Origin of the sequence: Streptomyces mirabilis (genome assembly GCF_018310535.1) — a bacterium.
Lineage (GTDB): Bacteria > Actinomycetota > Actinomycetes > Streptomycetales > Streptomycetaceae > Streptomyces.
Genome location: NZ_CP074102.1, coordinates 8,880,468 through 8,906,596 on the forward strand (window position 1 = coordinate 8,880,468; position 26,129 = coordinate 8,906,596).

Below are 26,129 nucleotides of genomic sequence, written 5' to 3' on the forward strand. Positions count from 1 at the left end.
GGGTCACTTCACCCGCCGGGAGCTCGCGTGGCCGCGTGAAGAGACCCCACTCATGCGGGAGTTCGGCACGATGCTCCTCCTGAGTCCCGCTGGCAGGCCGCCTGACATCGTGCGGTCACGGAATTCCCCAGGTGACCATGTTGGTCAGTCTGGCCTTGTGTCGTCGGTGGCGGTGCCGCGGTGTGGCTCGTCGGGTTCGTGCGGGACTTCGGGTGGGAGGAAGGCTCCTGTATCGCGCAGTTCGCGGACGATGTCGATGAGCGCGGCGACGGCGGGATCGGTGGTGTCGCGGTGCCAGACGATGCTGTGGCCGGCGTAGGGGCTCGGGTCGGTGAAGGGGCGATAGACGACTCCGGCGAAAGGCCTGGCTGCGGCTGCACTGGTGATGGTGAGTCCGATGGCCGAGCCGGTGAGCACCAAGGGGAGGAGCCGGTCGAGGCTGGAGATCTCGCGGTGGATGGTCACCGTGGCGTCTCGGGCTTCGAGCTGGCTGACGAAATGATCGTGCAGCCATGGGTTGACCTTGCGCTCGACGATGACAAGGGGCTGGTGGGACAGCTGGGCGGGGTCGATCGCTTGATGGGCGGCGAGGGGATGATCGGCGGCCAGCGCGACCACGAGCGGTTCACGGACAACCAGGAGCGAGGCCAGGTCGGGCGGCGGGTGCTCGGCGGTCCAGCAGAAGCCGAGGTCGAGGCGGCGGTCGCTGAGCTCGGACAGCTGGGCGACAGTGGTCATCGGTCGCGGGGCCAGGCGGACGTCGGGGAAACGGGCGTGCAGCGCGGGCACCGTGAGTTGGAACAGCAGCGGACCAAGATCCTCCGCGTAGCCCAGACGAAGTTCGTCGACCGTGCCGGTGGCGACGCGGCGGCCGACGTCGAGGGCGTGGCGGACAGCGGCGATCGCGCTGCGCGCCTCGGGCAGGAACGCCTCGCCCACCGCGGTGACGGTCACGCGTCGGCTGGTACGGGTGAACAGGGGGGCGCCGAGCTCACGCTCCAGACGACGGATCTGCTCACTGACCGACTGCTGAGTGACGTGCATCCGCGCCGCGGCCCGGCCGAAGTGCAGTTCCTCGGCGACGGCGACGGCGTATTCCAGCTGGCGAAGCTCCACACCCCCATATTGACAGGTTCAGCCTGTCGAACATGCGGGCGTTCGTCGTTGATCGTGTCGCGGGCACCGCGCTCTCATGGAGGACAGGAACCGACCGTCCGACCCAAGGAGTACCGACATGAGGACCTGGTTCATCACCGGAACCTCCAGCGGCTTCGGCCGCCAGATGACCGAGCTGCTGCTGGAACGCGGCGACCGCGTCGCCGCCACCTTGCGCAACCCCGCCCGACTCGACGACCTGGCCGCGCGACACGGCGACCGGCTGTGGCGCGCGGAGCTGGACGTCACCGACACCGCACGCATGCGGAAGGTCGTGGACACGGCGTTCGCCGATCTCGGACGCATCGACGTGGTCGTCTCCAACGCCGGCTACGGTCTCATCGGCCTGGCCGAGGAGCTGACCGACGAGCAGATCGAGCGCCAGATCGACACCAACGTGATCGCCCCCATCCAGCTCGCGCGCGCGGTGACGCCGTACCTGCGCGCGCAGGGCGGTGGCAACTTCCTGCAGACCTCCAGCATGGGCGGCCATATCGCCTTCCCCGCGATGTCGCTCTACCACACCAGCAAGTGGGGCATCGAGGGCTTCTTCGAGGCCTACGCGCTGGAGACCGAACCGTTCGGCATCCACACCACGCTGATCGAACCGGGCATGGTCGCCACCGATTTCTACGGCGCAGCGGACAGCACCCCCTCACAGCTGCCCGCCTACGCCGGCACCCAAGCCGCGGATTTCACCCACGGCAAGAGCAGCGTGCCCCTGGAGGCCATGCCCGGTGACCCGCGCAAAGTCGCCGAAGCCATGATCCGCATCGGCGACCTCAAGGAGCCGCCACGGCGCCAGCTCCTCGGCTCCGACGCCTACCACCTGGTCCACGACGCCCTCACCGCCCGGCTGGAAAGCGCCCAGGCCCAGCGCGAGGTCGCCTTCTCCACCGACCGGGACGGCTTCACACCGCCCCGAACGTGACGCCCCACCATCGACTCACCGCAAAAGGACCTCTGCCATGCCACGCTTCACCGACAAGACCGTCATCGTCACCGGCGCCGCCGGCGCCCTGGGCGCCAGCATGGTCCGCCGGTTTGCCGCCGAGGACGCCCGCGTGGTGGTCGGCGCCCGCCATCACGAGCAGGTCGCCGGCCTCCTGGACGAGCTCGGCGCCGACCGCGCGGTATTCGCCCAGCTCGACGTCACCAGCGAACAAGACTGGACCGCTGCCGTCGCCACCGCAGAAGCCGCTTTCGGCCCGGTCTCCGTGCTCGTCAACAACGCAGCCAGGGCCATCGTCGGCACCACCATGTCACTGACCCCGGACGAGTTCCGGGAGGTGATCGACACCAACCTCGTCGGCACCTTCCTGGGCACGCGGGCGGCCGTGCCGTCGATGCGCCGACGCGGCGGCGGCTCCATCGTCAACATCAACTCCACCGCCGGCATCGGCACTGCCGCGGGACTGGCCGCCTACGGCACCAGCAAGTGGGGCATCCGCGGACTGACCAGGATCAGCGCGAAGGAACTCGGCCGGGAGAACATCCGCGTCAACGGCGTGCACCCCGGCATCATCGAGACACCCCTGGCCTACGACCCCGCCACCGGCGAGCTCATCGTCAGCATCGACGACCAGCCCATCCCTCGCCTGGCGGACGTCGACGAGATCAGCAGCCTTGTGCTGTTCGTCGCGTCGGACGACGTCGGCTACTCGACCGGCGCGGAGTTCGTCGCCGACGGCGGCTACCTCCTCGGGCCCGTTCCCGCCACGAAGCCGTGACTTTCCGTACTGGCTCCTTGGGCGCTTCCCGCTTCACTGGCGAACTTGGTTCGCGTGGTGTCGCCCTTCCTGACCGGACGTGCCACCGTCGGCCCCGTACGCCAGCGCCGGCGCGGCGAGGAGCGCGGCGCCCAGTGCGGCGGACACGGCCGCCGACACCAAAGAGCGTGTTCTCACTGCTGGATTCGCCCCACGGGAATGGCGCGGCCCCGCTGCCCCGGATATCCGAAGGCCGGCCGCGCTCTTTGTACGGTTGCTGTGAACATCACGCAACACATCGGACTCTAGCGCCTGCCCCGACACAGGAGCAACGGGTTTACGGATGAGGCCGAGAACCTCAACTGCCCCTGCCCGCAGAGCTGTTAAGAATCCTGCCAGTGGTCCGCCGTGTCAGGGCGACCCGATGATGTGACCTTCAGAGCTATTTGGCGTGGAACCTTCACCGCTATCCGACACGTGGACGGATTGGCTGAGGCAGCGGTAGACGACGGAAATCGCCTGGTCGAGATCTGGACGTACGTACACACAAACACGAGGGAACCTTCGCCGGATCGTGCGCCTCCTGGCGGGGTGAACGCGACTTCTCGTATCTGGCGAAAGGATCCCCTCATGACCAACAGCGACCGCCCCATGCCCCCGCTGGAAGGGGCCGAGCACCGGTGGGTGACGGTCCGCGGGGCCCAGTTGCACATCGCCGAGTCCGGCAGCGGCGAGCCCGTCGTGCTGCTGCACGGTTTCCCGCAGCACTGGTACGCGTGGCGCGCGCTCGTCCCGCTGCTCGCCGACGGCCACCGGCTGATCTGCGTCGATCTGCGCGGCTTCGGCTGGTCGGAGCAGACCAAGCGCGGTTACGACACGGACGGGCTCGGTGACGACATACTCGCGCTGCTGGACGCGCTCGGCCTCGACCGGGTGACCCTGGTCGGGCACAACTGGGGTGCCGGGGTGGGCTTCCGGCTTTGCCAGCGGGCCCCGGAGCGGTTCCGTGCCTTCCTGGCGCTGAACATGGCGCACCCGTGGACGCGCCACCGCGACGTCCTGCCGAATCTGTGGCGGATGTGGTTCACCGCCTTCATCGAGTACCCGGTGCTCGGACGGCTGGTCCTGCGGCACTGGCCGGCCTTCACCCGCTATCTGCTGCGACGCGCGGTCGCCGACCCGGCGGCGTGGCGGGACGCGGATCTCGCGGAGTTCACCGAGGCGGCACAGGGCTCGGCCCATGCCGGGCAGGCGATGTTCTGGCAGTACGTCGTGCGGGACATCCCCGCGGGCTTCCGGGGCACCCACCGACGACGGCGGCTGGCCGTCCCGACGCTGGTCCTGGGCGGCGAGCACGACCCGGTGATCCCGCCTGCCCTGCTGCGCGGCGGCGATCCTAACGCGGACGATTTGACCGTACGGGTGGTGCCGGGTGCGGGGCACCATCTGCACGAGGAGCGGCCGGAGTTGGTGGCCGAGGCCCTGCGGAAACTCATCGCCGAGGCCAGCTGAGGGGTCAACGCAGGGCGGCGCGGCGCTCCACCTCGCGGAAGAAGGCATGAGTGCGGCGCTCCCCGAGCAGGCGGCGGTACACGCGCTGCACGGGGCCAAGGACGGCCGGGCGCGCCGCGCCGCAGACGGCGAGCCGCGTCCCGGTGCCGTCCGGCGTGGCGGCCATTCCCATCGTCACCAGCCGGGATTGCATCAGGCACCACCCGGGGCTCAGCCGTACATCGAACGGCCCGCGCAGGCCAAGTACGTCAACGGCCTGCGCCGCTTTGCGCTCGCTGTCGCCGGGCGGGACTTTGAACTCCCGGACAAAGGAGATCAGATAGGGCAGCTCGCCCTCCAGGTCGGCGATGACCGCCCATACCTGGTCGAAGGGCAGAGCGATCCGTGCCTCGGCGTACAGGGGGGCGCGCAGTCCAGCAGCCAGTACGCGCAGCCGGGCGACCGTATCGGGTGCGTTCACCGTGTCCACGCCTTCCGGAAGGAGGAACGGGCCCTGTTCAGCCGTGACTTCACGGTGCCCTCGGGTACGCCGAGCAGCTCGGCCATCGTCCGCTCGTCCAGCCCTTCCAGTTCCCGCAGTACCAGTACGGTGCGGTGCTGGACGGGCAGTCGGTCGAGCAAGTCCCGAACTTCTGTAGTCAGTTCATTGCCGACGCCAGGCAGCAGGTCCCGCAGCCGGGCAATCTCCTCGGGGTCGGCGGGCGTCTCGCCTTCGGTGCGCCGCGCCACCCGGACAGCCTCCCGCACAGTGACCGCACGCACCCACCCATAGAACGCCTGCGGATCCCGCAGTCCGCGCAGCCCCCGGAACACCGCGAGAAGGGATTCCTGCACGGCGTCCGCGGTGTCGGCCGGGGCAATCGGGGCGCACAGCCGGGTGACGTACGGCGTCACCAGTTTCAGCAGGTCGTCCATGGCGAGGGCGTCGCCACACCGCGCGGCCCGTACGAGCGGCGCCGCTGCGTCCCAGGGCCGCACGTCGTCATCCATCGCCGCACACCGTATATGTAGCGCCTCGGATGGGGCGGCGCAGGGCGAGTCTCTCGCTCGTTTACTGCCTGCCGGCTACAGGACGAGGTGCTCGCGGAGCTTGCCGCGGACGTGGGGTCGCTTGTCGCCGTTGCGGAGGCCGAGGGTGGGGAGTTGCTCGGCGATCTGGAGGTCGTCCAGGAGCTTGCGGATGACGGGCACGTCGGCGTAGCCGAGGTCGTCCTCGGCGACTTGGACAGGTCGGGATCGACGGACCGTACGCGGACGACGGTGCCGTCGGCGACGTACCCGACGACCTGGTAACCGGCTTCGAGGAAGCCACCCGTGACTTCGCCTCCGCCAACGCCGGGATTCTCCCGCCCAAGGTGCAGCGCGCTCTGTTCATCTACATCTGCGAGGTGAGGAACTGCCCGCATGGATGGACCGCTTCCTCGCAGACGACCTGCCCGCCCTGCATTCCCTGGTCAACGGCATGAAGAGGGACCTGGACGCGGTCACCGCCGGTCTGTCCACGCACTGGAGCTCTGGCCAGGTCGAGGGACAGGTCACGCGAATCAAGCTGATCAAGCGGCAGGGTTATGGTCGCGCCAACCTTGATCTGCTCCGCAAACGGATCCTTCTGATGACCTGAGCAGGCCGCGTCGCCCTCTGTGTCGTCGCCGGCTACGGCCGCGCAGGCCACGGAGGCTCGCTTCGGATCAGCCGGGTCGATCGCGTGCTCCTCGAATCGAGCCTCAAGTTCCTCTAGACCGTTCTCCCGGCGGAAGTCCTTCTCGGCTGTGGTGATCGGCAGCAGCCACAGGATCTGGGCGCGGGCTCCTCCGTTCCACTTGCAGATCTCGAACTCCGCACCGAAGGGATAGGGCAGGCTCACCAAGTAGTGATCGCATTCCGAGTCGTCGAGCCATGGTCTGCCGATCGGAACGGTGTGCCCGACAGCGAGTCGTTGGTGGGCCGGCCCGCAGTGGTAGTACGCGTTCATGGTGAGGCTCTCCAGGTTGAGCCACTCGTCGCGCGGCGCCGCGAGGAAGAACTCCACCCCGTGACCGTCATGCTGAGCTGCCTCCCAGCAACCTGACGTCACATACAGCCACCAATCGCCAGGATGAGCGGGATGAACCCGGAACACCCGAAATCCGGGCACGCGATCCTCGATGGGCCCATCGACTCCCGGGACCTCGTCGATGACGCGACCCGGCAGCGTCTTGCGAAGGTGATCGAGAAGAGCGGAGCGGGCTGCGGTGTTCGACATCTGCTCATGATGCCGAACACCACCGGCAGCTGCGAGGACGGGGGCCCAGAGCACCGCCCGATCGCTGAGTAGGCCCGGAGCGCGGTGCCGGGATTACTCCCGGTCCGTTTCTCCGGACCTCTCGCCGAGTGAACCGTGCGCCTCTCAGAGGGCGTTAAGTCCGTTTCCGATATTCCGCGTGCTGGTTGTTCGAGGGGGCCTTGGTGGACGGGTCGTCCCAGGCGTGAGCGGGTGACGTTGATCGAGGGCTCGTCGGTGGGCAGGCCGAGGTACTCGTGCAGATCCACGGACGCGGCACACCTTCTCGGGGTGCGGCCCCGCCCCCAGGGCATCTCGCCATCGGCTCGCCCCTCACGGTAGCGGGCGGACTTCGCCGTCGTGGGCGAGGAACCCGTCGACCATGGAAGGGGACGGTGCCGTGCAGGGCGGAGTCGCTGCCGAGCACGGTCACGTCTCTACAGTCGGTGTGTCATACGTCGACCTGCTCGAAGATGTGCGGGTACGACACGATGTCGTCGGGGAACTCGGCAGCCATGCGCTGGAACTCCGGGCTGCCGAACGCCGTGGCGAGAGCCTCGGTCGACTCCCAGACCGCGACGTTCATCAGAAGTTGACTGCCCGCCGTTCCCTTGTGCATCTGCAGGGAGACGAATCCCGGCTGAGCCTTCATGAACTCCGCCTGCCTCCGAAAGAGGGGCAGGAACGCTTCAGTCCTCTCCTTCGGAACGAAGAAGGTGTTGGCCAGGACGATGGGCCCGGTCTTCTCCTTGAACTGCGCGAACATCGGCGTAAACGGGTCCAGGCTCTGCAGCTTGGCCATCTTCGGTACTTCCTCTCGCTATCGGTAGTCCCACGGCACCGAGGCCGGCCACCGCCGTACTGGATCCGGCGACGCTCACGACGCTCGCTTGTCCGTAGGGGTACTGCTTCCTGGGGACCGTTCCATCGTCCCGGCGTAAGCGGGCCGTGAAGTCAGCCGCAGTTCCCGTTCCGATGGGCGACTTCGGTGGGACCGCGCGAAGCCGTGTCATACGTGGGGATGACACCGGACCCTGAGGGGGCGCGGGCTCGCGGCCGACACGGGCGGAGGTGAAATTCCGTGAATCCGCAGGAGCACCGCCCCGCATGTGGAAGGGCCTCCGCCCTCTCTGATCAGCATGTAGCGGAACAGGCCGATCGCCTGAGCTCGCTCCAGCCGTGTCTGGTCTTCCTGACCTGGCATCTGGCACCAGCCCTCTCACGCAGCGTGAACACACACGCGTGACGGTGACAGGCGGTGTCGGCGTGGCGTCAGAGTCGACTGGTGTTGATCGTTTCCGAGGGCCAGGACGGCGCCAGCAGTATCCCGCCGGAGACCGCGCAGGCCACCAGCCAGGGCGACACCTCGCCGACCCGCGGCCACCGGGACGCGACCGACCACCACGCTCCGACGACCGCGCTGACCGCGTCGGCGAAGACCGTGCGGGCCGGCCCCGGAACAGCCGGGTCAACACCGGCATCCACCAGCACCACCGCAAAGAACCGCCGGACCCACTCCGCCCAGGAAGCGAACCTGCGCAGCCACCCACGAACCCTCTCGACCGGACGGCCCAGCCGCTCAGCGATCACCCGAGCTCCCGGCCCCGCTGCCTTCGCGGCCAGAGCCGACCCGATCACCTCGGCCAGATCCGCCCGCCTGACCAGCGCAATCACCGGAAGGAGCACATGCGACATGCCGCAGCCCACACACCTCGCCCGCCGAGGACGCACCACCACCGGCACACCCGAGGCGTCACGCAGTACACGCGAACGTGCCCACCCCCACGGCCGCAAGACGCCCGCACATCTCGGGCATACCAACTCGCCCTGCACCAGCCGAACATCGACCCGCGCCGGGTCAGCCTCTACCGTGAGCACAGCGCCTCCGCGCGCTACACGGCCCTCCCGGCGCTCGCCCAAGAGATACCGGGAGGGCCTCTCGCATGCCCTTCGTCGGCAAGGTGCCGCCCCAAATCTGCACCTCTTCGTCGGCAGGCACGCTTACCGATCCTGTCGGCACCAAGCTGCCCAAACTGCCGCACTCGTAGGCATTTTCAATGACGTCTAACCTCCGCACGGACCTGGGCGGACTCCTGGAGCAGTTCCACCGCCACCCTGGCCTGGCTGAACAAGTGACTCAGCGGACCGGAAATGCCCGCGCGCTTGACGAGGACCAGGCTGCCGTCGAGCACGAGCAGGTCGCAGATCTCGACCTGGTCCCTGGGCAGGAGAGGATTGGTGACGTTCTTGGTGTCGAGACAGAGCCAGCCAGGGCGGTCATCAGCCACCCTGTTGTTGTAGGCGTTTCCGGACTCGCCAGCGACCCAGGCGGGAAGGGTGACGGAAGGCGAGGGAGACAGCAGTGCCGCCAGGGTGGCCTGGCACTCCTGCGCTCGCGCGGGGAGGGCGTGTACGGACAGTCGGGCGTCTCACAACATGCGCGGATCAGCCGGTCTCGTAAGGCTGCACATGGGCCCCGCTCCAGGGATCCTGGAGCGGGGCCCACTGGCGGCGTACAGGTCAGCTGAGTCCGCTGACCCGAGGGTTGTCGCCCGGAGCCGCCGCGTCGGCGGGCGGGAGAGCGGTGTTCCAGATGCGGACATCGCTGATCTGCGCGTTCGCGTACTCCGCATAGCTGTTCTGGTACAGCCGTCGGCCGATCTGGACCGGGCCGGTGGCGTTCCAGGACGTCCCGGCGTAGTCCTTGGTCGCGGACAGGCTGCTGTTGACGTACAGGCTCAGCTTCCCCGCATCGGCGTCGAAGACGCCGACGAGGTGGGTCCACTTGCCGGTGACAGCCTTTGCGCCGTAGGCGGCGGTGAAGGAATCGCTGGTGTCATCAGCGTTGTGCCGGTTGAAGGCCCACACCTGGGCGCCGGAAGAGTAGTACAGCTGGAAGCCGTTCGCCGCACCGACCGAGGGATCGTCGGACTGTGAGACGAAGGTGGAGTTGGCGCCGAGAGCGTTGAGCTTCACCCAGGCGGAGACAGTGAAGCTCTGGGAGGTGTTCACCGCTGGTCCGGTCGTCGTCGCGTAGCCCGTGGTGCCGCCGAGGCCGAGCACTTTGCCGCGAGTGCTGTCGGTGGCCCAGGAGTAGGCGCCGGTCACTGAGGCGTCGAGCCCGGCAGCCTGGTCGGCGGCGGTGACGCCGGCGCCCTCGTCGAGGTTCCACCAGTGTGCCGAGCTGTTGACGGCGGTGCCCAGGGAGACGGATGCGCCGAAGGCGGCGGTGGTGCTCGTGGGCGCTGCCCCCGGGTACTCGGTGAGTTGGCCTCCACTGTCGACTGCGTACAGATCGGGGTTGCCGTCCGGGCCGCCTTCGGCACTGTTGACGTCACCGAGGGACGCAACACGCGGGTCGTCGGCCGCAGACAGGACCGGCATCAAGGGAGTGCCCAGGTGGGTGTTCCAGCCGGTGGCGGCACTGCTGGTCCAGTTCTGCGCGGCGGTGTTGTTGCAGGTGTAGATCTGGACCTGCGTGCCGTTGGTCGTACTGGCGCTGGGGTTGTCCAGGCACTTACCCGATTGCGGGTTGACAAGGCTGCCATTGGCGCCCGGGGTCCACTTCTGTGCCGCGCTGCCGTTGCAGGTATAGAGCTGGACGAGGGTGCCGTTGTCGACGCCGCCGCTGGTGACATCCAAACACCTGCCCAGCACCCGCAGGGAGCTGTCGGCGAGGTACGACCACTTCTGCGCGGGGGTGCCGTTGCAGGTGTAGATCTGGATCTTGTTGTGATTTGCAGTGCCGGACCTGCTGTCGTCAAGGCAGAGCGTCCCCCCACCGGACACCGTGACGGCGGAGGTCAGCGCGGTGCGGACCGGTGCGTGCAGCAGCGGCGGCAGGCCGTTGCCGTCGAGGGTGAGGGGGAAGGTGTAGAGAGTGCCCGAGGTCTCGTCGCGGGCCCACAGCGTGGGGGTGCCGCCGACGGTGCCGGGCGCGATCAGGTCCAGGCCGGACCAGTCGCCGTCACCCAACAGCAGGGGGTTCTTCAGATGCTCCCCGCCGTCGGCCTGGTAGATCCACAGGCGCTTGCTCTCCATGGTGATCACGGCCGGGAAGTTGGGGTTGCTGAACACGTTGCCGGGGGTGATTAGTTGGCTGATGGACCAGGTCTGGCTGTCGTACCCGGCGGTGCGACAGCGGCTGTCGTCGGCGACGTGGTCGGCGGGCTCGCAGGCATCCTTGAGCACCTCTACCCTGCGTCCGCCGGTGTAGCCCGCGTAGTTGGAGTACTTGACGGTCGGGAAGGAGTTGTCGTCGGCGGGGTCCCAGTCGTTCTTGACGACGTAGAGCTTGCTGGTCTTGGTGTTATACGCGAACAGGTCGTCCACGTCGGCGCCGTGCAGGTTGCCGCGGTGCGCGACCAGATAGTCCTTCCAGCTGCCGGTGGGCGCGTCGGCGGCGGTGGAGACGATGACCGGACCCGTGACCGCGGGGACCGGGTCCGACCCGGTGAGCGGGCCGCTCTGCGCGGGCGTGGAGGCCTGTGCCGGATCGGTGTCGCCGGGGATCATCTCCAGGTCGCCGGTGCTGGTGGTGGCGAGCAGGTCCGGGACACCGTCGCCGCTGATGTCGCCCGGGGCGACCTTGGTGCCGGGGTTCCATGGGGCGGTGAAGGTATAACTGGCAGGCGCCTCGGAGATGTTGCCAGCCTTGTCCACTGCCGCCACGTACAGGGTGTGGACACCCCAGCGTGTCACGGGGACGGGAAGGCTGGTGGTGGCGACACCTCCGCTGGTGCTCGCGACCTTGGTCGAGGTGCCAGTGTCGGCGGTGGGCTCGCTGTCCAGGGCCCACAGGAAATGGTCGACGCCGCTCGACAGGCAGGCATTGGGGTTGCAGGTATCGGCGGGGGCGACGTCCTTGGCGGTCACGGTGAAGCCGGTGGAGACACCAGGTCCGGCGTAGACGGTCTTGTCCGGGGTGCCCTGACCGACCCGGGGGAAGGAGGCGTTGTCGGCGACGGCAGGGGTGTCCGGCGCGGTGAAGTCGGTGTCGAACCAGCAGTGCGCGCTTGTGCCCGACATCAGGTGCGCACTGAAGTTGTCCTTCGCGTAGACGTCCCAGCCGTACTCGTGCCCGTCCTTGAGGGTGAAGCCGATGGGGACGTCTGCCGTGCTGCCCGGGGCCAGGTAGCCGCTCGCGGGAGAGGACATGTCGGCGGCGTTGCCGGCGCTGTCGAGGTTGCTGCGGTCCCACACGTGGAACTCGCCAGCAACGTTCTCGCTGGGGACGTTGGAGGTGACGGTGGCATCCAGGTGGATGTTGCTGCCGGCGTCGCTGTAGGTGGTGGCGCCGATCCAGCCCACGCCGTCGGTGGTGCAGGCGGCGTCCGCTGCGGCGGCCTTCGGGGTCGTGTGCAGCCCAGTGGGGACGTCCGGCGGGATGTCGAAGGTGACGGTCAGTGCGAAGGTGGTGGACATCCGCAGATAGTCGTCGGGAGCGGAGCTGGACTCGTTGCCGTACAGCCCGATGGTCCACACATTGCTGCCGCTGTCGGCGACGGTCTGCGCCTGTTTGGTGACGTCGAAGGCGGCGGTGTGGTTGCTGCAGCTGCTGTTGGAGTTGGCGCCGCTGGCGACGTGAGTGGTGACCGGCGGATAGTCCGGGTCGCGGGTCTTGGGCCGGCTGTCCCAGTCGGTCGAGCTGCTGATGGCGTCCGTGGTGTGCAGGGTGATCGGCTGGTTGTGGGAGCAGTCCCAACTGGCCGCGTAGGTGGTCTTGATGGCGATGTCGCCCTCGGAGACCACCATGTCAGGGGTGAGCTTGCTGGTGTTGATGGCGTAGTACGACCGCTCGATGCCGTTGCCGCAGAGGCCGCCGTAGCCCTGGTAGCCGACGCCCTCGCCGTTGGTCTGGGGCTTGTCGTACTGGGGACTGTCTGAGCAGGAGGAGTTGGAGTAGACCTCGTCGTAGTTGCCGGCCGTCGAGGTGACGACATTGGCGGCGGGGTCGATATACACCGGGTAGGTGGTGTCCGGGCTGGTGAGAACCGAGGCGTCGGGCTTGAGTGTCAGTCCGTCGTCGCCGGCGGTCATCGGCACCTGTTGAACCTGTGCGTTGGTGCCGGGCCCGTCCACGGAGGAAGGGATTTGGTCGGCGGCGGCCGAAGTGACGGACCCGTTGTCCGCGAAGGCCGTGGCACGAGATTCGGAGGCTGGGGCAGTCGCGGGCGTGCTGCCGGAGTCCCACATCAGCGGCCGGGGAATGGTGTAGTCCAGGGTGCCGTCGGCGGTGGTGGCCTGCATACCGCCCCACGACGTGGAGGAGAGTGTGAGGCCGTCGGTGGAGGCGGCCAGCGTCAGCTTCCTGATCCGCGGGTCGGCGGCCGCCGCTGCGTCGTGGACGACCAGGACGTCGCTGAAGCCGCCCTGGTCGGTGACGGATACCGACAGGTCCACACCCGGCAGCACCGAGGGGTAGAGGGCCCTGTCGCCGTCCACGGTCGGTGCCGGGAGGGTGAAGGGCATGGACAGGACCATGCTGGACCTGTCCTGGTGGTGCAGCGTGACCAGCGGGCCGTCTCCGCCGCCGGAGAGGGTGACACCGTGAGGCGTGGCCCGGGGCGAGTAGGTGCCGTCCGGGTTGGCCTGGAGGGTGGCGTCGACCGGGACCCAGTCGCCGTCCTTGCGCACGCGCACGGGTATCAGGCTGGTGGTGGAGGTGAAGCTGCCGTCCGGATTGGCGGTCACACTGTAGGTCTCGGTGGTCAGGGCCTCGATCGGCACCGCCTGCCCGTCCGCGGCGGCTTGGGTCTGTGCAGCGGCCATGGAGTCGGTGGGAGCCGGGCCAGCGGCGGACGCGGGTGGCGTCGGTGCGGCCAGGACGGCTGCCGTGGCGAGCGCGCAGACCAGCGCCAGACGTCTCGTCACGGTGCGGGGGACACCACGACTTCGGGCACGAGAGTGGAACACGTATGGCCTTCCTCGGGTCAGGACCACAGATCCTCCGATCTGTGGGACATCCATCGCAGTGCGCGTCGCGCCCGGCGCTCGTATTGTCAGATGCTGCGGATCTTGTCCCTTCATGGCATGGACACATAAAACACAAGCTTTGCGTACGCATTGCGCACAGTGTCACCACAGGCTTGATCATTGACCTAAAGATCAGTAACTGACTGATCGTCAAGATGGTTGTGTCGGGTGGGGGTACCGCGTTGAGCGGCAAGCGGCGTTGGTTCATGACGGTGCAACACCGGATCTGGGGGCGGACGCTGACGGGCGCCACCGCCGCGGCCGCGCTCCTGGCCCTGCTGGCCCCGGACGCGGTCGCCCAGGGAGTGGGCATCGGCCCCTACCACATAGGGCAGGGCGCGGACACGGACGAAGGCCGACAGGAGCCGGGCAAGTACCGCTTCAAGGGCACCGTCTGGAACCCCAAGTCGCTGCCCGACACCCCCAGCGTCGGCAGCCACTCGCTCCAGCCGCGAACAACCGCCCGCGTGACGGCCCAGAAGGCCCTGCCCCGCTACCGGGCCGCCACGCCCACGTGGCCCGCGGTCGGCACCAGCACCCTCAGCTTGACCCGGTCGGCGACCGCCACGAAGCGGAGCACCGCGGCCGGTGCGTCGTCACAACCCGTCCCGGTGAGCAGACCGGTCAAGGCCGGGCACCTGCCGGTATGGGTCGCACCCGCTCCGACCGTAGGAGGGGGCGCGAAGACCGCTTCCGCGGCTACACCCTCCTCGGTACGGGTCCGAATGACCTCCCACGCCCAAGCCCTCCGCGCCGGGACGGAAGGCATGCTGTTGGACGTCACCCGCACCGACGGCGGCACCGGCACCGGCAAGGTTCAGGTCGTCATCGACTACTCGTCCATCGCCAAGGCATACGGCGGCGGATACGGCTCCCGGCTGCGGCTGGTTCAGCTGCCCTCCTGCGCTCTGACCACCCCTCAGCTGGCCGCTTGCCGCACCCGCACTCCGATACGGTTCACCAACCGGCCCGGCGCGGACCAGCTCACCGCCACCCTCACCCTCACCTCGGCTGGGGCGAAGACGAAAGCCGGGACCGTCTCCAGCCGTGCCGCCACCGCGGCGCAGGCGCAGGCCATGAGTACCGCCGCGGTGGCCGTCACCGCGGGCAGCTCCGGCTCCCAGGGCAACTACGCGGCCACCTCGCTCAGCCCCTCGGGGGCCTGGCAGGCGTCCGGCACCGGCGCGTTCACGTACTCCTACCCGATCGACATCCCCTCCGCAGTGGGAGGCAACACACCCTCCGTGTCCCTGGGGTACGACTCGCAGACGGTGGACGGCGAGACCTCGGCGCGCAACTCGCAGGCGTCCTCGATCGGTGACGGGTGGAACTACACGCCCGGCTTCGTCGAACGCACCTACCGCTCCTGTGGCAGCCTGCTGGACAGCGATGGCAACAAACTGCTCAAGGGCTCGGGGGACGAGTGCTGGGGCGGTGCCAACGCCGCCGTGTCCTTCGGCGCCCACTCCGGAGTCCTCGTGCCGGACGGCAAGGACTCCGGGGTCCCCGGCGAGATCAGGCAGTGGCGACTGCAGGGTGACGACGGCACGGTGGTACAGGAACTGTCCGGGGCGGCCAACGGCCTTCAGGACGGCACCTACTTCCGGGTGCTGACCACCGACGGCACCGCAGCGTACTTCGGCTCGGACCACGCCCCGGGAGGCGTGGGCACTGTCGCGCTCCCGCAGTCCGGGACACCTTCCGACGACTCCACCGACGCGGCATGGGGCGTGCCGGTGCTCCACCCGCAGAGCGGCGACCCCTGCTACGACTCCGGCAAGGGCAAGGCCTCCCGGTGCGACGATCCCGAGGGCTGGCGCTGGAACCTGGACTTCGTCGTCTCGCCCCACGGATTCGTGCAGCGCTACGACTACTCGACGGAGAAGAACTACTACGACCTCGGCGGAGGCCAGGCCGCCTCGGACAGCAGCGGCACGCTGACCCCGTACACCCGGGGCGGCGCGCTCACCTCGATCTCCTACGGCTACACCCTCGATGACGAGCTGGCCGCACGCACCCCTGCGGCCAAGGTGACCTTCACCTCCGCGCAGCGTTGCCAGACCACGTCCTCTTTCACCGACTGCTCGGCCGGCAATCTGACGGACGACTCCGCGCCCCACTGGCCCGACGTGCCGTGGGACCTTCACTGCGACTCCACCGACAAGACGAAGCTGCCGGACGGGGCGACCAAGGTCCCCACCGACGTGTGTGTCACCTCATCCCCGACCTTCTGGTCCACGACGCGCCTCGACACCATCGCCACCGAGGTGCACGTCAAGGACTCCACCACCGACAAGTTCGTACCGGTCGACAGCTACGCGCTGGGGCAGGTCTACTCCGACGCCGGCGGCGCCGTCGACCCCGTCACCGGCACCACAGTCGACCCCAAAGACGCCGGGTCCCTGCAGGCCGTGATGTGGCTGCAGACCATTCAGCACACGGGCAAGGACACCTACGGCAACGGCAACAGCGACATCACTCAGAACAAGGTGGCCTTCTCCGGCACGGAGATCGACAACCGGGTCAACGACTTCGAGCCGGCCGCGCCGCCGCTCTACCGCCCGCGGATCTCCTCGGTCCAGACGGAGACCGGCGAGTCCGTCGCCGTCGACTACAACCAGGCCCCGTGCGCGGACAAGACGCTGTCGATGTCCATGGCGGACTCCAACACCAACTCCTGCTACCCGACGTACTGGACGGTCCCCGGCGACTCCAAACCCACCGCTGACTGGTTCAACAAGGTCACCGTCCGTCAGGTTGTCGCCTCCGACCTGACCATCGCCTCCCAGTACAACCCGGACGCGCAGAAGGTCCCGGCGGGCTCCGAGGCCCAGGTCTCCACCTACAGCTACAGCGGCCCCGCCTGGCACCGCGACGACTCCGAGCAGACCGACGACCAGTACCGCACGTGGGACCAGTTCCGCGGCTTCCGCACCGTCACGGTAAAAACCGGCGCCGCGCCCGAGCCCGTCACCCAGCAGACCACCACCTACCTGCAGGGCATGGACGGCGATTACAAGGCCGACGGCAGCCGCCGGTCGGTGACGGTGGCTGCCAAGGCCGGCGGAGACACCGTCCAGCTGGTCACCGACTCTGCGCAACTGGCGGGCACACCGCTGGAGATGGACTCCTACACTAAGGCCGACGGCACGGTCGACGCCGAGACCGTCAACGGCCCCTTCGGCTACACCGCCACCGCGCACGCTGCTCAGAAGCCCTGGACGGACTGGACCCAGGGGGACAACCCCGGTGCCAGCAAGCCGGACCTGTCCACCCTCCCCGACTTGACGGCCCACCGTGCCACCTCCGCGCAGCAGCACCAGTACGCGCTGCTTACCGACGGAACCTGGCGCCACACCCGCACGGACACCACCTACGACGACCAGGGGCGTCCGTCGACGGTCGACTCCCACGGCGACGTCTCCGTGCCCACGCAGGAGAAGTGCACCACCACCACCTACGCCGCACCTCCGTCGACCAACCCGGCGATGATCGCGTACCCCGATCGGATGACCACCGTCTCCGGCCCCTGCGGGACTGCCGTCTCTGCCGCCACGCTTCTGTCGGACAAGGAGATCTACTACAACGGCGACGGCACGCTGACCAACCTGGGCACCTACGGCCAGCTTGACCAGAGCGGGCACAACCTGGGTACTCCGGTTGCGGCCCAGGCCAGCGCGGTGCGCACCGCGACCGGCTTCAGTAGCGGCACCGAGACCTGGCGGACCACGGCCGCCATGGCCTACGACGGCGCCGGCCGGATCACCGACGCGCTGGACGCGGCGGGCCACACGACCCACACCGACTTCAGCCCTGCCTGGAGCGACGCGGGCGGCAACACCAACCCGGTCGGCTCCACCTCGGCCAACACCAAACAGTGGAAGACCATCTCCACCCTTGACCCGCTGCGCGGACTGCCGACCGAGAACATCGACACCAACGGCCGCAAGACCGACGTCACCTATGACGCGCTGGGCCGCCGCACGGCGGTGTGGCTGCCGGGACGCGACAAGACGGCCGGCCAGAGCGCGAGCATGACGTTCGCCTACTCGGTCAACCCCGGCGCGGTCTCGGCGCCCGGCGGCACCATCACCCAGCCCGGCGACCCCTCGGCGGTCACCACCCGCACGCTCCGCGAGGACGGCACCTACTCGACGTCCATCACCCTTTACGACGGAATGCTGCAGCCGCGGCAGACCCAGGAGACGGCGGACGGCGACTCCGACTCCGGCCGGATCATCTCGGACTCGTTCTACGACTCGCACGGGTGGCCGACGATCGCGTACGCCCCGTACTCCGAGCCCGCCAACGGTCCGTCGGCGACGCTGTACGCGGCGAACGAGAACGAGGTCCCCTCAGAGACCACCACCGACTATGACGGCCAGGGCCGCCCGGCCGCCGCCACCCTGTGGCACCAGGCGATCCAGCAGTGGAAGACCACTACTTCCTACCCGGGTGCGGACGAGATCGACACCACCGCCCCGGCTGGCGGGCCCTCCACGGCGACGTTCACCAACGCGCTGGGGCAGACCACCAAGTCCGTGGTGCGCAACACCGCTTTCACTGTGACCCTCAAGGGCGGCCAGGTCATCCCGTCCGGGACCTCGCTCACCAGCGACAGTGTGCGGCTGACCATGCAGGCCGACGGCAACCTCGTGCTGAGCGCGCTGAACACGGGCAAGACCGTCTGGGCCAGCGGCACTGCAGGCAACCCCGGCGCCTTCGCCCAGTTCGGCACCGACGGCAACCTCTCCGTCTCCACCACCACCGGCACCACCCTGTGGACCAGCGGCCTGACCGCTACCACCGGTGCCACCATGGAACTGCGCAACGACTCCACCCTGGACATCGTCTCCAGCGGCGGCACCGCGCTGTGGCACCAGGGCACCGCCGACGCGGTCCCGGCGGCCCACGCCACCACCCGGTACACCTACACCCCGGCCGGCCAGGTGGACACGGTCAAGGACAACGCGGGCAACACCTGGTCGAACCACTACAACTTCGAGGGCGAGAAGACCTCTCAGACCGACCCGAACCTGGGCACCGCCACCTTCGACCAGTACGACGTGCTGGGCAACCTGCTGCAGATGACCGACCCGCGCGGCCAGGTGCTGTCCTACACCTATGACTGGGACAACCGGGTCACGGACGAGTACGCCGCGGCGTGGTCGGCCAACCCGGACCCGGCGAAGAAGCTGGCCAACCGGGTGTACGACACCCTCGCCAACGGCTACCCCACCTCCTCAACTCGCTATGTGGGCGGAGTGTCGGGCAAGGCGTACACCGAGACGGTCACCGGCTACAACACGGCCTACCAGCCGTTGGGCACCAGCGTGACGATCCCGGCCGCCGACGGCTTCGCCGCGGCCGGCCAGACCAGCGCCCCCACCAGCGGCTCGGTCACCTACACCACCACCGCCAGCTACACCCCCACCGTCGGGCATTTGTCCACCACCCGCTACCAGGCCGACGGCAACCTGCCGGCCGAGAGCGTGGACTACGGCTACACCCAGCAGGGCAACCTGGACGCGTTCGGTGGCTACATCAACAACGCGAACACCCCGTCCTACCTGGACATCGCCGTTCATGACCCGTTCGGGCGGATCAAGCAGGCGAACTACGGTCCGACCGGCAAGGAGCTGGCGACCTTCTCCCAGTACGACGCCACCACCGGGCGGAGCACGCAGACCAGCAGCATGCTGCAGACCTCGGCGACCGCCCTGGACGTCGTCAACTACCGCTACAACCGGGTCGGTGAGCTCACCGCCGCCGACGACCTGCAGAACAACACCATTCACGACACCCAGTGCTTCACCTACGACTCCTTCCAGCGGCTGACCGCCGCTTGGACGGACACCTCCGGGATCACCGACCCCACCAGCGCACCGGTCGGCAACGTGGGTAGCTGCACCACCACTTCCGTGCAGACCACCGGGACCGTACCCGTCAAAACGAGCACGGTCGGTGGCCCCGCCCCCTACTGGCAGACCTACACCTACGACCTGCTCGGCGACCGCACCGGCATGGTCAACCACGACACCACCGGCAACGCCCTGGCCGACACCACCCAGACCATCAACTACCCCGGCACCGACGGCACTGCCGCTTCCACCCTGCCGGACCAGGCCGGCACCACCACTACCAGCAACCCCCAACTGGGCAGTGCCACCCAGACTTCGGGCTACACCGATCCCGCCTACAGCAACAAGAACGCCGGCGACACCACCAGCCGCAAGACCGCCACCACCGGACCGCTGGCCACCGGCTTCACCCTCTCCGGCGGCGGCAAGCTCTGCGTCGACGACGCCTCCGGTTCCACCACGGCCGGCACCAAGGTCCAGGTCTACACCTGCAACGGCAGCACCTCGCAGAGCTGGACCATCGGCACCGACGGCACCGTCAAGGTCAAGGGCATGTGCCTGGACACCACGGGCAACGCCGCCGCCGCCGGCACCCTGGTGGTGATCGACACCTGCAGCAGCGACGCCACCCAGAAGTGGAAGGCCACCACCACCGGCACACTGGTCAACAACGCCAACACGGCCGTGTGCCTGACTGACCCGGCCGCCAACGCCACCAAGGGAACCCAGCTCACCCTGGCCACCTGTGGCAGCACCGGCCAGGTGTGGACCACCATCGGTGCCGGCGACCTCCCCCCCGGCCAGACCCAGACCCTCACTTACGACGCCGAGGGCCGCACCGCCACCGTCACCACCGGCACCGGCGCTACCAGTAACACCAGCAAGTACCTCTACGACGCCGACGGCAACCTGCTGGAACAGACCAGCGCCTCCGGCAGCACCGACAAGACCCGCATCCTTTACCTCTTCGGCGGCGCCGAGCAGATCACCCTCAACGTCTCCGCCAAGACCTTCACCGGCCTGCGCAACTACGCCGGACCGGACGGCACCGTGATCACCCGCTCCAGCAGCGGCAGCGTCGCCTACCAGGTCGGCAACAGCCAGGGCACCGCCACCACGGCCATCGACGCCACCAGCCTGGCCGTCACCCGCCGCTCCTTCGATCCCTGGGGCAACCCCCGCGGCACCAAGCCCACCAGCTGGGTCGCCGCCGACGAGAACCGCGGCTTCCTCGGACAGCCCGCCGACGCCACCACCGGCCTGGATCTGCTCGGCGCCCGTAACTACGACCCCGCTTTGGGCCGCTTCCTCACCCCCGACCCGATCTTCCAGGCTGGCGATCCCAACCAGATGGGCGGCTACACCTACGCCGCCGACAACCCCGCCAGCGGCTCCGACCCCAGCGGCCTGTGCTTGGACGACGGCACTGGCCACTGCCACCACAGGCGCAGCACCGGCAGCACCGGCACCACTGGCAGTACGGGCAGTACCGACAACTCCAGCGGCGCGACCAGTGCCGCGCCCACACCGTCCACCACCCCCACGCCTTCCAGCGGCCCCACGCCCGTCTCTACGCAGACCCCCACGCCGACCCTCGGCGAGACCCCCTGCCAGCCGGCTGACTTCGGCACGAACCGGTGCGAAAGCTATGGTGGCGGAAGTCTGCTCATTACCACGGGCGTGCTGATAGTAGGGCTGCCCCTTGCTGGCGTGTGCCTGGCTTCAGGTGTCGTGGAATGTGCTACTGGCGCGGTACTTGGCGCCGCGGATGCCGAGGCAGGCGGAAGCATGCTTCTCGGTGTCCGCGTCGCCGTGGGACTGGGCGCCGCTGCTGCCAGGGCATTCGACGAGGCTGCTGAGGATGCGGCTGCCGAGGCCGGCGCCGCCAAGAAGGCCGCTGAAGACGCCGCGGCTGCCGACACCGCCAAGGGCACAGCGGCCAAGAAGGCCGACGCCCAGGCCCATGCCGAGTCCGCCGAGGCCACCGCGACCACGGCGGACACCCCTGCCAAGGGCGCCTCAGGCACCAAACCAGAAAAGGGCTGCAGCTTCTCGCCAGACACGCCGGTGCTCATGGCAGACGGCACGAGCAAACCCATCGGAGACGTCAAGCCAGGCGACAAGGTCGAGTCCGCCGACCCCGACACCGGCAAGGACAAGGGCTCCCGAACAGTTCAGGCTACGTGGCACAACCACGACCACGACCTGGTCGACGTCACCGTCGACACCGGCCACGGCCACACGGCCACCCTGCACACCACCTCCAACCACCCGTTCTACGACGCCACCACCCGCGCTTGGATCCCCGCCGGCAAGCTGACCCCGGGCCACACCCTCACCACCCCCGACGGTCACCGCGTCCACATAAAGGCCGTCACCTCCACCCGCGGCACCGCAGTCCGGGACAACCTCACGGTTCAACAGCTGCACACGTACTATGTTGTGGCGGGCAGCGTCCCGATCTTGGTCCACAACGCTTGTGGGCCCGATCCGAGACCTGGCCCAGCTCAAGATGGACATACGCTAGAGGATTACGCCAACGCAAATCGCGGACATAATCAGGCGACAACCCCTGACTTTGTCACGGAGTACACGTCACCTTCTGGAAGGTCCTATTGGGGGCGCACCCAGGGAGATACTGAAATTGAACCGGGAAGTGCGCTCGATGACGTCCTGGGTGCCAATGGGCGTGATACCTGCTCGGAGATCTGCGCTATGAATGAGGCGCAGAAAGCAGAAGGTGATTCGGCTATATTCGGCGGATCTTTTAGAACGCTGCGAGTAAGGCCCCTGGGGTCTCCATTGGAGAGTGGTGTGCCATTCGACCCGTGCGAGGAATCGTGTCAGGTAGTGATCAGGAAAACATTCGGGACGTGGAGCAATTGAGCGGAATGTTCGGAGACGGCGATCCTTCAGTCGTGAGGGCTTTGGTTGCAGCTGGATGGTTTCCGCATAGGCGAATTGACATTACTTCCTCGGTTAATTTGCTTGAGGGGGCCGGGTTCCAGTTGAATGGAACCGCCCTTCGGGTATGGGAAGAATTCGGGGAATTGGCGATCAAAAGCTCCGCAGCTCGTGTTCCTGCATCGTCCCTACGGGTCGATCCGGTGGACGCCTGCATCGATGCCCTTGACGAAGCTGTCCTGTTGTCTCAACGACTTGGCCAGAACTACTCGCCCCTCGGAATGTGGTCCGTGCAATTTAGGTCTTATATTGCGGCTGACGGTAAGGTTATTGCCGTGGGGACGCACACCATTTGGGAGTTGGGTTCGAGCTTTACTGAGGCGGTGACCTACGTGGTCACCGGCGGAGAGGATCGGGCGCATCGGGCTGATTGGTTGCCCTGAGTCCGAATCTGATATCTACTGTGCATGGTCGGGGGAACTCCGGAACCCATGAAAGCGTGGCGTCCAATTATCAGTGGTGGAGCAAAGCGCGCAGCTCGGATCCGCGCACTAGAGGCGAATGGGCATCTTCTCGAGGTGCAGGACCAATGGGCGAGGCTTTGCGATGAAAATGGACTCTTTGGAGACCAAGGTGACTTTCTCATCAGTGTTGGTGGTATAGGCGCCGCGAAAGCTCCATGGGCTTACGTTCAGCGCGCCAGTTCGATGAGTTTGGCTCAGTGGCTCGGTTCCGTTGAAGGGGAGCCGGAGTTCGTTGCGATGTCTCTCGATGGTCGCGTTTCATGCGGAGTGACAACTGAGGAATATGAGGTCTGGATTATTACCGGGTGACACTGCAGAGGCTCCACCAGATTTGTTTTGGTGGGGCCTCTGCAGTGTCTGACGGCAGTACTTGACGGCAACGTCAGCGGACAGGTGCTGCGCAGAGCGGCGGGTCGTCGCCGTCCTCGGTCCCGGACGCGGGCGCCGAGAAGTTACGGAGGGCGTGGCCGAGGAGGTCGATGGCCTGGCGCTGGAGGCGGAGGCGGACGTGGGCATACACCGTCGCGGTGACGCCGATGTGGGCGTGGCCGAGGAGTTCCTTGATGACGACGAGTTCGACGCCCTGTTCCAGGAGGAGCGTCGCCGTTGAGTGGCGGAGGTCGTGGAACCGGATTGGCCGTAGGCGGGCGTCGCGGAGCAGGGCGTTGAAGTGGCGGGTGAGGGTGGCGGGTTCGATCGGGTGACCGTCGGGCCGGGTGAAGACGTGGCTGCTGCCCTGCCAGACCGAGCCCGCCTCCTCCTTCTCCTCTGCCTGATGCTCGCGGTGCGCACGAAGCGAGGTGACGCAGGAGACCGGCAGCGCGATGCGCCGTTCGGAGCTGATGGTCTTGGTCGGCAGGGTGGTCAGACCGCCGGTACGGGTGCGTTGGAGGGTGCGGCGGATGGTGGCGGTGCCGGCGTCGAGGTCGAGGTCTTCCCAGTACAGGCCGAGGAGTTCGCCCTTGCGCAGGCCGGTGTGCAGGGCGAGTTCGAACAGGGCGGCGTGCCGGTGGCCTTGGGCGGCGGTGAGGAAGCGTCGGGCTTCGTCGGCGGTGAGTGGGTTGAAGCGGCGGGGGCGAGGGGTTCCGGTGCGGACGTTGCGGGCGACGTTGCGGGGAATCTCCTCCTCGCGCACGGCGTGCTCCAGGGCGGATTTGAGTACGGAGTGGATGTAGGCGAGCGTGACCGGGGAGAGGCGCTTGCGACAGCACTGGCCGATCGCGCAGCAGCGCGGGCGGCGGCTGGCCTGGGCCCTCTGATCGCGTCCTGCGTCGATGCCGCGTGCGCAGCACTGGCAGACGGTCCGCAGTTCGTTGAGCCAGGTGCGGATGTCCTTGGCGGTGAGCTTGGCGAGCTTCTTCCGGCCGAGGCCGGGGATGAGGTACTGGTTGACGCAGGTGGTGTAGCGGGTGTGGGTGGTCTCGCGGAGCTGGTGGACGGCGACGTTCTCCAGCCAGTACGTCAGGTACGCCGCGAGGCTGCCCTGGGCGGTGATGATGGGGACGCCGCGGTTGCTGGCGGCGATCTTCTCGGTCAGCTTGGCGAGGGCCTCCTCGCGTGTGCTGCCGTAGACGCGGACGCGTTTGCGGGTGTTGCCGGGGGCGAGGACGTATCCGGCGGCTTCCCAGCGTCCGTCCTTGCGCTGGTAGACGGTGCCGTCGCCGTTGGCGCGGGTCTTCTTGCGCTTGGGCGCGGTCATTGGGCGGCCTCTTCCAGGTGACGCTGAACGTAGTCAGCGAGGGCGTGGGCGAGGATGCGGCGGGCGCGGCCGATGGTCAGGGAGGCCAGGCGGCGGGTGCGCAGGAGGTCGTAGAGTGCCGAGCGGCCGATCTTGAGACGGGCCATGGCCTCGGGGACGGTGAGGAGTTCGTCGTCACGCACCGACTGTCACCGCCTGTTCGCGCGCTGGGCCGCCGCCGATGAGTGCGGCGAGGCGTTCGAGGTCAGGGGTGAGTCCGGTGCCGTCGTAGGCCCAGTGGGCGAGGACGAGGGTGGTCGGTTCGGGGTCGGGGGTGTGACGGCTCTGCCAGGCGGCGCGGGCGGCTCGGAGCGCTCCGAGGGTGGTGGAGTAGGCGCGGGTCTTGGTGGAGAAGTGGCCGCGGAAGCCGAGCATGTGGGCCCAGGCCCGCAGTTTCAGGTGGGCGAGGTCGCGGCGGGCGCCGAGGGCCCAGGCAGTGCGGATCATGTGGGCGGCGTGCTCGGGAATGGTCTCCTGGCCGAGTTCGGCGATCAGCTTCAGTCGGCGGTCGAGGGTGCCGGCCGCGCTTGCGGCGCCCTTGGTGGCGTACTTCGCCACGTACCCGGCGACCTTGCCCTCCGTGATCGTGGCCCCGGCCTGGAAGGCGGCGGACTGGATGACCTTGACGTCCAGCTCCCTGCCGAAGCCGAAGGAGTAGGTCCGACCGTCGATCTCCGGCCCGTCGACGTGGGCGCGGGCGGCGGCAGCGTGGACGCCATCGGCCAACATCTCGGGCGTGGCCCATGCGGGTGGTGGGGTGTAGCTGCCTGCGGGGCCGTCGAGGCGGATCACGGCGTGGAAGTGGATCAGTCCGCGCTGCTGGTACTCGGCGACCTTGGCGTACGAGACGCGGGCGACCTTGTGCAGCAGGCGCTGAGGGATACCGGCTGCGGCGGCGATGGTGCGGCGCAGGTGGAGCATCAAGCGGGCCCAGAGGGCGGGGGCGTGCGCGTTCCACAACACCGCGCCGGTGTAGTCGTACCGATCCGGGTCGAGCGGTGTGCCGAGGAGCGGGTCGCCTTTGGTGTGGGTGCGTCCGCAGCGGCAGCGGGCGGAGCCGTTGACGCGTCGGCCGTGGACCGGTCCGTACGAGGGTGCGGTCAGGGTAGCGAAGACGCGGGGGTGGGTGGCGACTTGGTCGGGGATGTTCTTGCCGCCGCGCAGGCCGGCGGCGATGAGGTGGTAGGTGTCCTGGCGGTAGAGCTCGGCGCAGGAGGGGCAGCGGGTGGTGCGGCGGTTGCCGCAGCGGACCAGGAGGTGTCCGGCGGGCAGCTCTTTGGACTTCAGTTCGCGCAGGATCTCGCCGGTGAAGGCGTCGAGTTCGGTTCGGTGGCCTTCGAGCCGGATGGGCCGGGCGCACCCGCCGAGCGAGGACAGCTGCCGTATCAGGCCGAGCAGGTCCCGGTACCCGGTAAACGACGGCAGTACGGCTGCGGCCGGTTCGGGGCGGGGGATTGTGGTGGTGGGGTTGTGTGGTGGCATGCTGGCGGG

16 protein-coding genes and 2 pseudogenes are annotated in these 26,129 nt (G+C 68.2%); 6 read left to right on the forward strand and 12 right to left on the reverse strand.

Translation table 11 applies throughout. The features are described from left to right. Positions 1–144: 144 nt before the first annotated feature. The gene (locus tag SMIR_RS39595; protein WP_168488441.1) at positions 145–1,116 is read right to left on the reverse strand and encodes a LysR family transcriptional regulator; all 972 of its coding nucleotides are present in this window, start codon (positions 1,114–1,116) and stop codon (positions 145–147) included. Positions 1,117–1,234: 118 nt separating this feature from the next. Here SMIR_RS39595 and SMIR_RS39600 point away from each other — a divergent pair, with 118 nt between their 5' ends. The 3 genes from SMIR_RS39600 to SMIR_RS39610 all read left to right on the forward strand — a co-directional run bounded on the left by SMIR_RS39600 (position 1,235) and on the right by SMIR_RS39610 (position 4,376). Continuing rightward, entirely contained in the window at positions 1,235–2,086 is an 852-nt protein-coding gene (locus tag SMIR_RS39600; RefSeq protein ID WP_168488439.1) for an SDR family oxidoreductase, read from the forward strand. Positions 2,087–2,123: 37 nt separating this feature from the next. After that, positions 2,124–2,885: an SDR family NAD(P)-dependent oxidoreductase gene (locus SMIR_RS39605; protein WP_168488437.1), complete on the forward strand. Its 762-nt coding sequence runs from the start codon at positions 2,124–2,126 to the stop codon at positions 2,883–2,885. A 609-nt stretch (positions 2,886–3,494) separates the two neighbouring features. Beyond that, a complete protein-coding gene (locus SMIR_RS39610) occupies positions 3,495–4,376 on the forward strand; it encodes an alpha/beta fold hydrolase (RefSeq protein ID WP_168488428.1) in 882 nt (293 codons plus the stop codon). A gap of 4 nt (positions 4,377–4,380) precedes the next feature. Here SMIR_RS39610 and SMIR_RS39615 read toward each other — a convergent pair whose 3' ends face one another. From SMIR_RS39615 to SMIR_RS44450, 3 genes are all read right to left on the reverse strand, one after another. Then, on the reverse strand, positions 4,381–4,836 hold the full coding sequence (locus tag SMIR_RS39615; RefSeq protein ID WP_168488425.1) for a hypothetical protein: 456 nt from the start codon (positions 4,834–4,836) through the stop codon (positions 4,381–4,383). Beyond that, a complete protein-coding gene (locus tag SMIR_RS39620) occupies positions 4,833–5,366 on the reverse strand; it encodes an RNA polymerase sigma factor (RefSeq protein ID WP_168488423.1) in 534 nt (177 codons plus the stop codon). The genes SMIR_RS39615 and SMIR_RS39620 overlap by 4 nt, the downstream gene beginning before the upstream one ends. A 75-nt stretch (positions 5,367–5,441) precedes the next feature. Next, positions 5,442–5,567, reverse strand: coding sequence for a hypothetical protein (locus SMIR_RS44450; RefSeq protein ID WP_282190287.1), 126 nt, complete (start codon positions 5,565–5,567; stop codon positions 5,442–5,444). A 196-nt stretch (positions 5,568–5,763) separates the two neighbouring features. On the opposite strand from SMIR_RS44450, the pseudogene SMIR_RS44010 reads away from it, so the two are divergent. Beyond that, a pseudogene (locus SMIR_RS44010) lies at positions 5,764–5,997 on the forward strand (transposase); the annotation flags it as partial. A 69-nt stretch (positions 5,998–6,066) separates the two neighbouring features. Here the strand turns inward: SMIR_RS44010 and SMIR_RS44015 are convergent. The 5 genes and pseudogenes from SMIR_RS44015 to SMIR_RS39645 all read right to left on the reverse strand — a co-directional run. Beyond that, positions 6,067–6,618: pseudogene (locus SMIR_RS44015) on the reverse strand (suppressor of fused domain protein); the annotation flags it as partial. A gap of 469 nt (positions 6,619–7,087) precedes the next feature. Then, the gene (locus SMIR_RS39630) at positions 7,088–7,438 is read right to left on the reverse strand and encodes an antibiotic biosynthesis monooxygenase family protein (protein ID WP_168488416.1); all 351 of its coding nucleotides are present in this window, start codon (positions 7,436–7,438) and stop codon (positions 7,088–7,090) included. 470 nt (positions 7,439–7,908) lie between these two features. Continuing rightward, complete coding sequence (locus SMIR_RS39635; protein WP_212728159.1) at positions 7,909–8,331, reverse strand: hypothetical protein; 423 nt, start codon at positions 8,329–8,331, stop codon at positions 7,909–7,911. Positions 8,332–8,690: 359 nt separating this feature from the next. After that, positions 8,691–9,056, reverse strand: a complete 366-nt coding sequence (locus SMIR_RS39640) for a TIGR04141 family sporadically distributed protein (RefSeq protein WP_212728491.1) — start codon at positions 9,054–9,056, stop codon at positions 8,691–8,693. Between the two features lie 100 nt (positions 9,057–9,156). Beyond that, a complete protein-coding gene (locus SMIR_RS39645) occupies positions 9,157–13,509 on the reverse strand; it encodes a LamG domain-containing protein (RefSeq protein WP_212728160.1) in 4,353 nt (1,450 codons plus the stop codon). Between the two features lie 308 nt (positions 13,510–13,817). On the opposite strand from SMIR_RS39645, the gene SMIR_RS44455 reads away from it, so the two are divergent. Continuing rightward, positions 13,818–22,358: a ricin-type beta-trefoil lectin domain protein gene (locus SMIR_RS44455; protein ID WP_212728161.1), complete on the forward strand. Its 8,541-nt coding sequence runs from the start codon at positions 13,818–13,820 to the stop codon at positions 22,356–22,358. Next, positions 22,346–22,819 carry an SUKH-3 domain-containing protein gene (locus tag SMIR_RS39655; protein WP_212728162.1) on the forward strand — a complete coding sequence of 158 codons (474 nt, stop codon included), beginning with the start codon at positions 22,346–22,348 and terminating at the stop codon, positions 22,817–22,819. Before SMIR_RS44455 ends, SMIR_RS39655 begins: the two co-directional genes overlap by 13 nt. A gap of 463 nt (positions 22,820–23,282) precedes the next feature. Here the strand turns inward: SMIR_RS39655 and SMIR_RS39660 are convergent, their stop codons facing one another. Genes SMIR_RS39660 through SMIR_RS39670 form a run of 3 tightly spaced genes read right to left on the reverse strand, consistent with a single transcriptional unit; the run spans position 23,283 to position 26,120 of the window. Continuing rightward, complete coding sequence (locus tag SMIR_RS39660; protein WP_212728163.1) at positions 23,283–24,599, reverse strand: tyrosine-type recombinase/integrase; 1,317 nt, start codon at positions 24,597–24,599, stop codon at positions 23,283–23,285. After that, positions 24,596–24,781 carry a helix-turn-helix domain-containing protein gene (locus SMIR_RS39665; protein ID WP_212728164.1) on the reverse strand — a complete coding sequence of 62 codons (186 nt, stop codon included), beginning with the start codon at positions 24,779–24,781 and terminating at the stop codon, positions 24,596–24,598. The genes SMIR_RS39660 and SMIR_RS39665 overlap by 4 nt, the downstream gene beginning before the upstream one ends. After that, positions 24,774–26,120, reverse strand: coding sequence for a replication initiator (locus tag SMIR_RS39670; protein WP_212728165.1), 1,347 nt, complete (start codon positions 26,118–26,120; stop codon positions 24,774–24,776). Before SMIR_RS39670 ends, SMIR_RS39665 begins: the two co-directional genes overlap by 8 nt. Positions 26,121–26,129 lie beyond the last annotated feature (9 nt).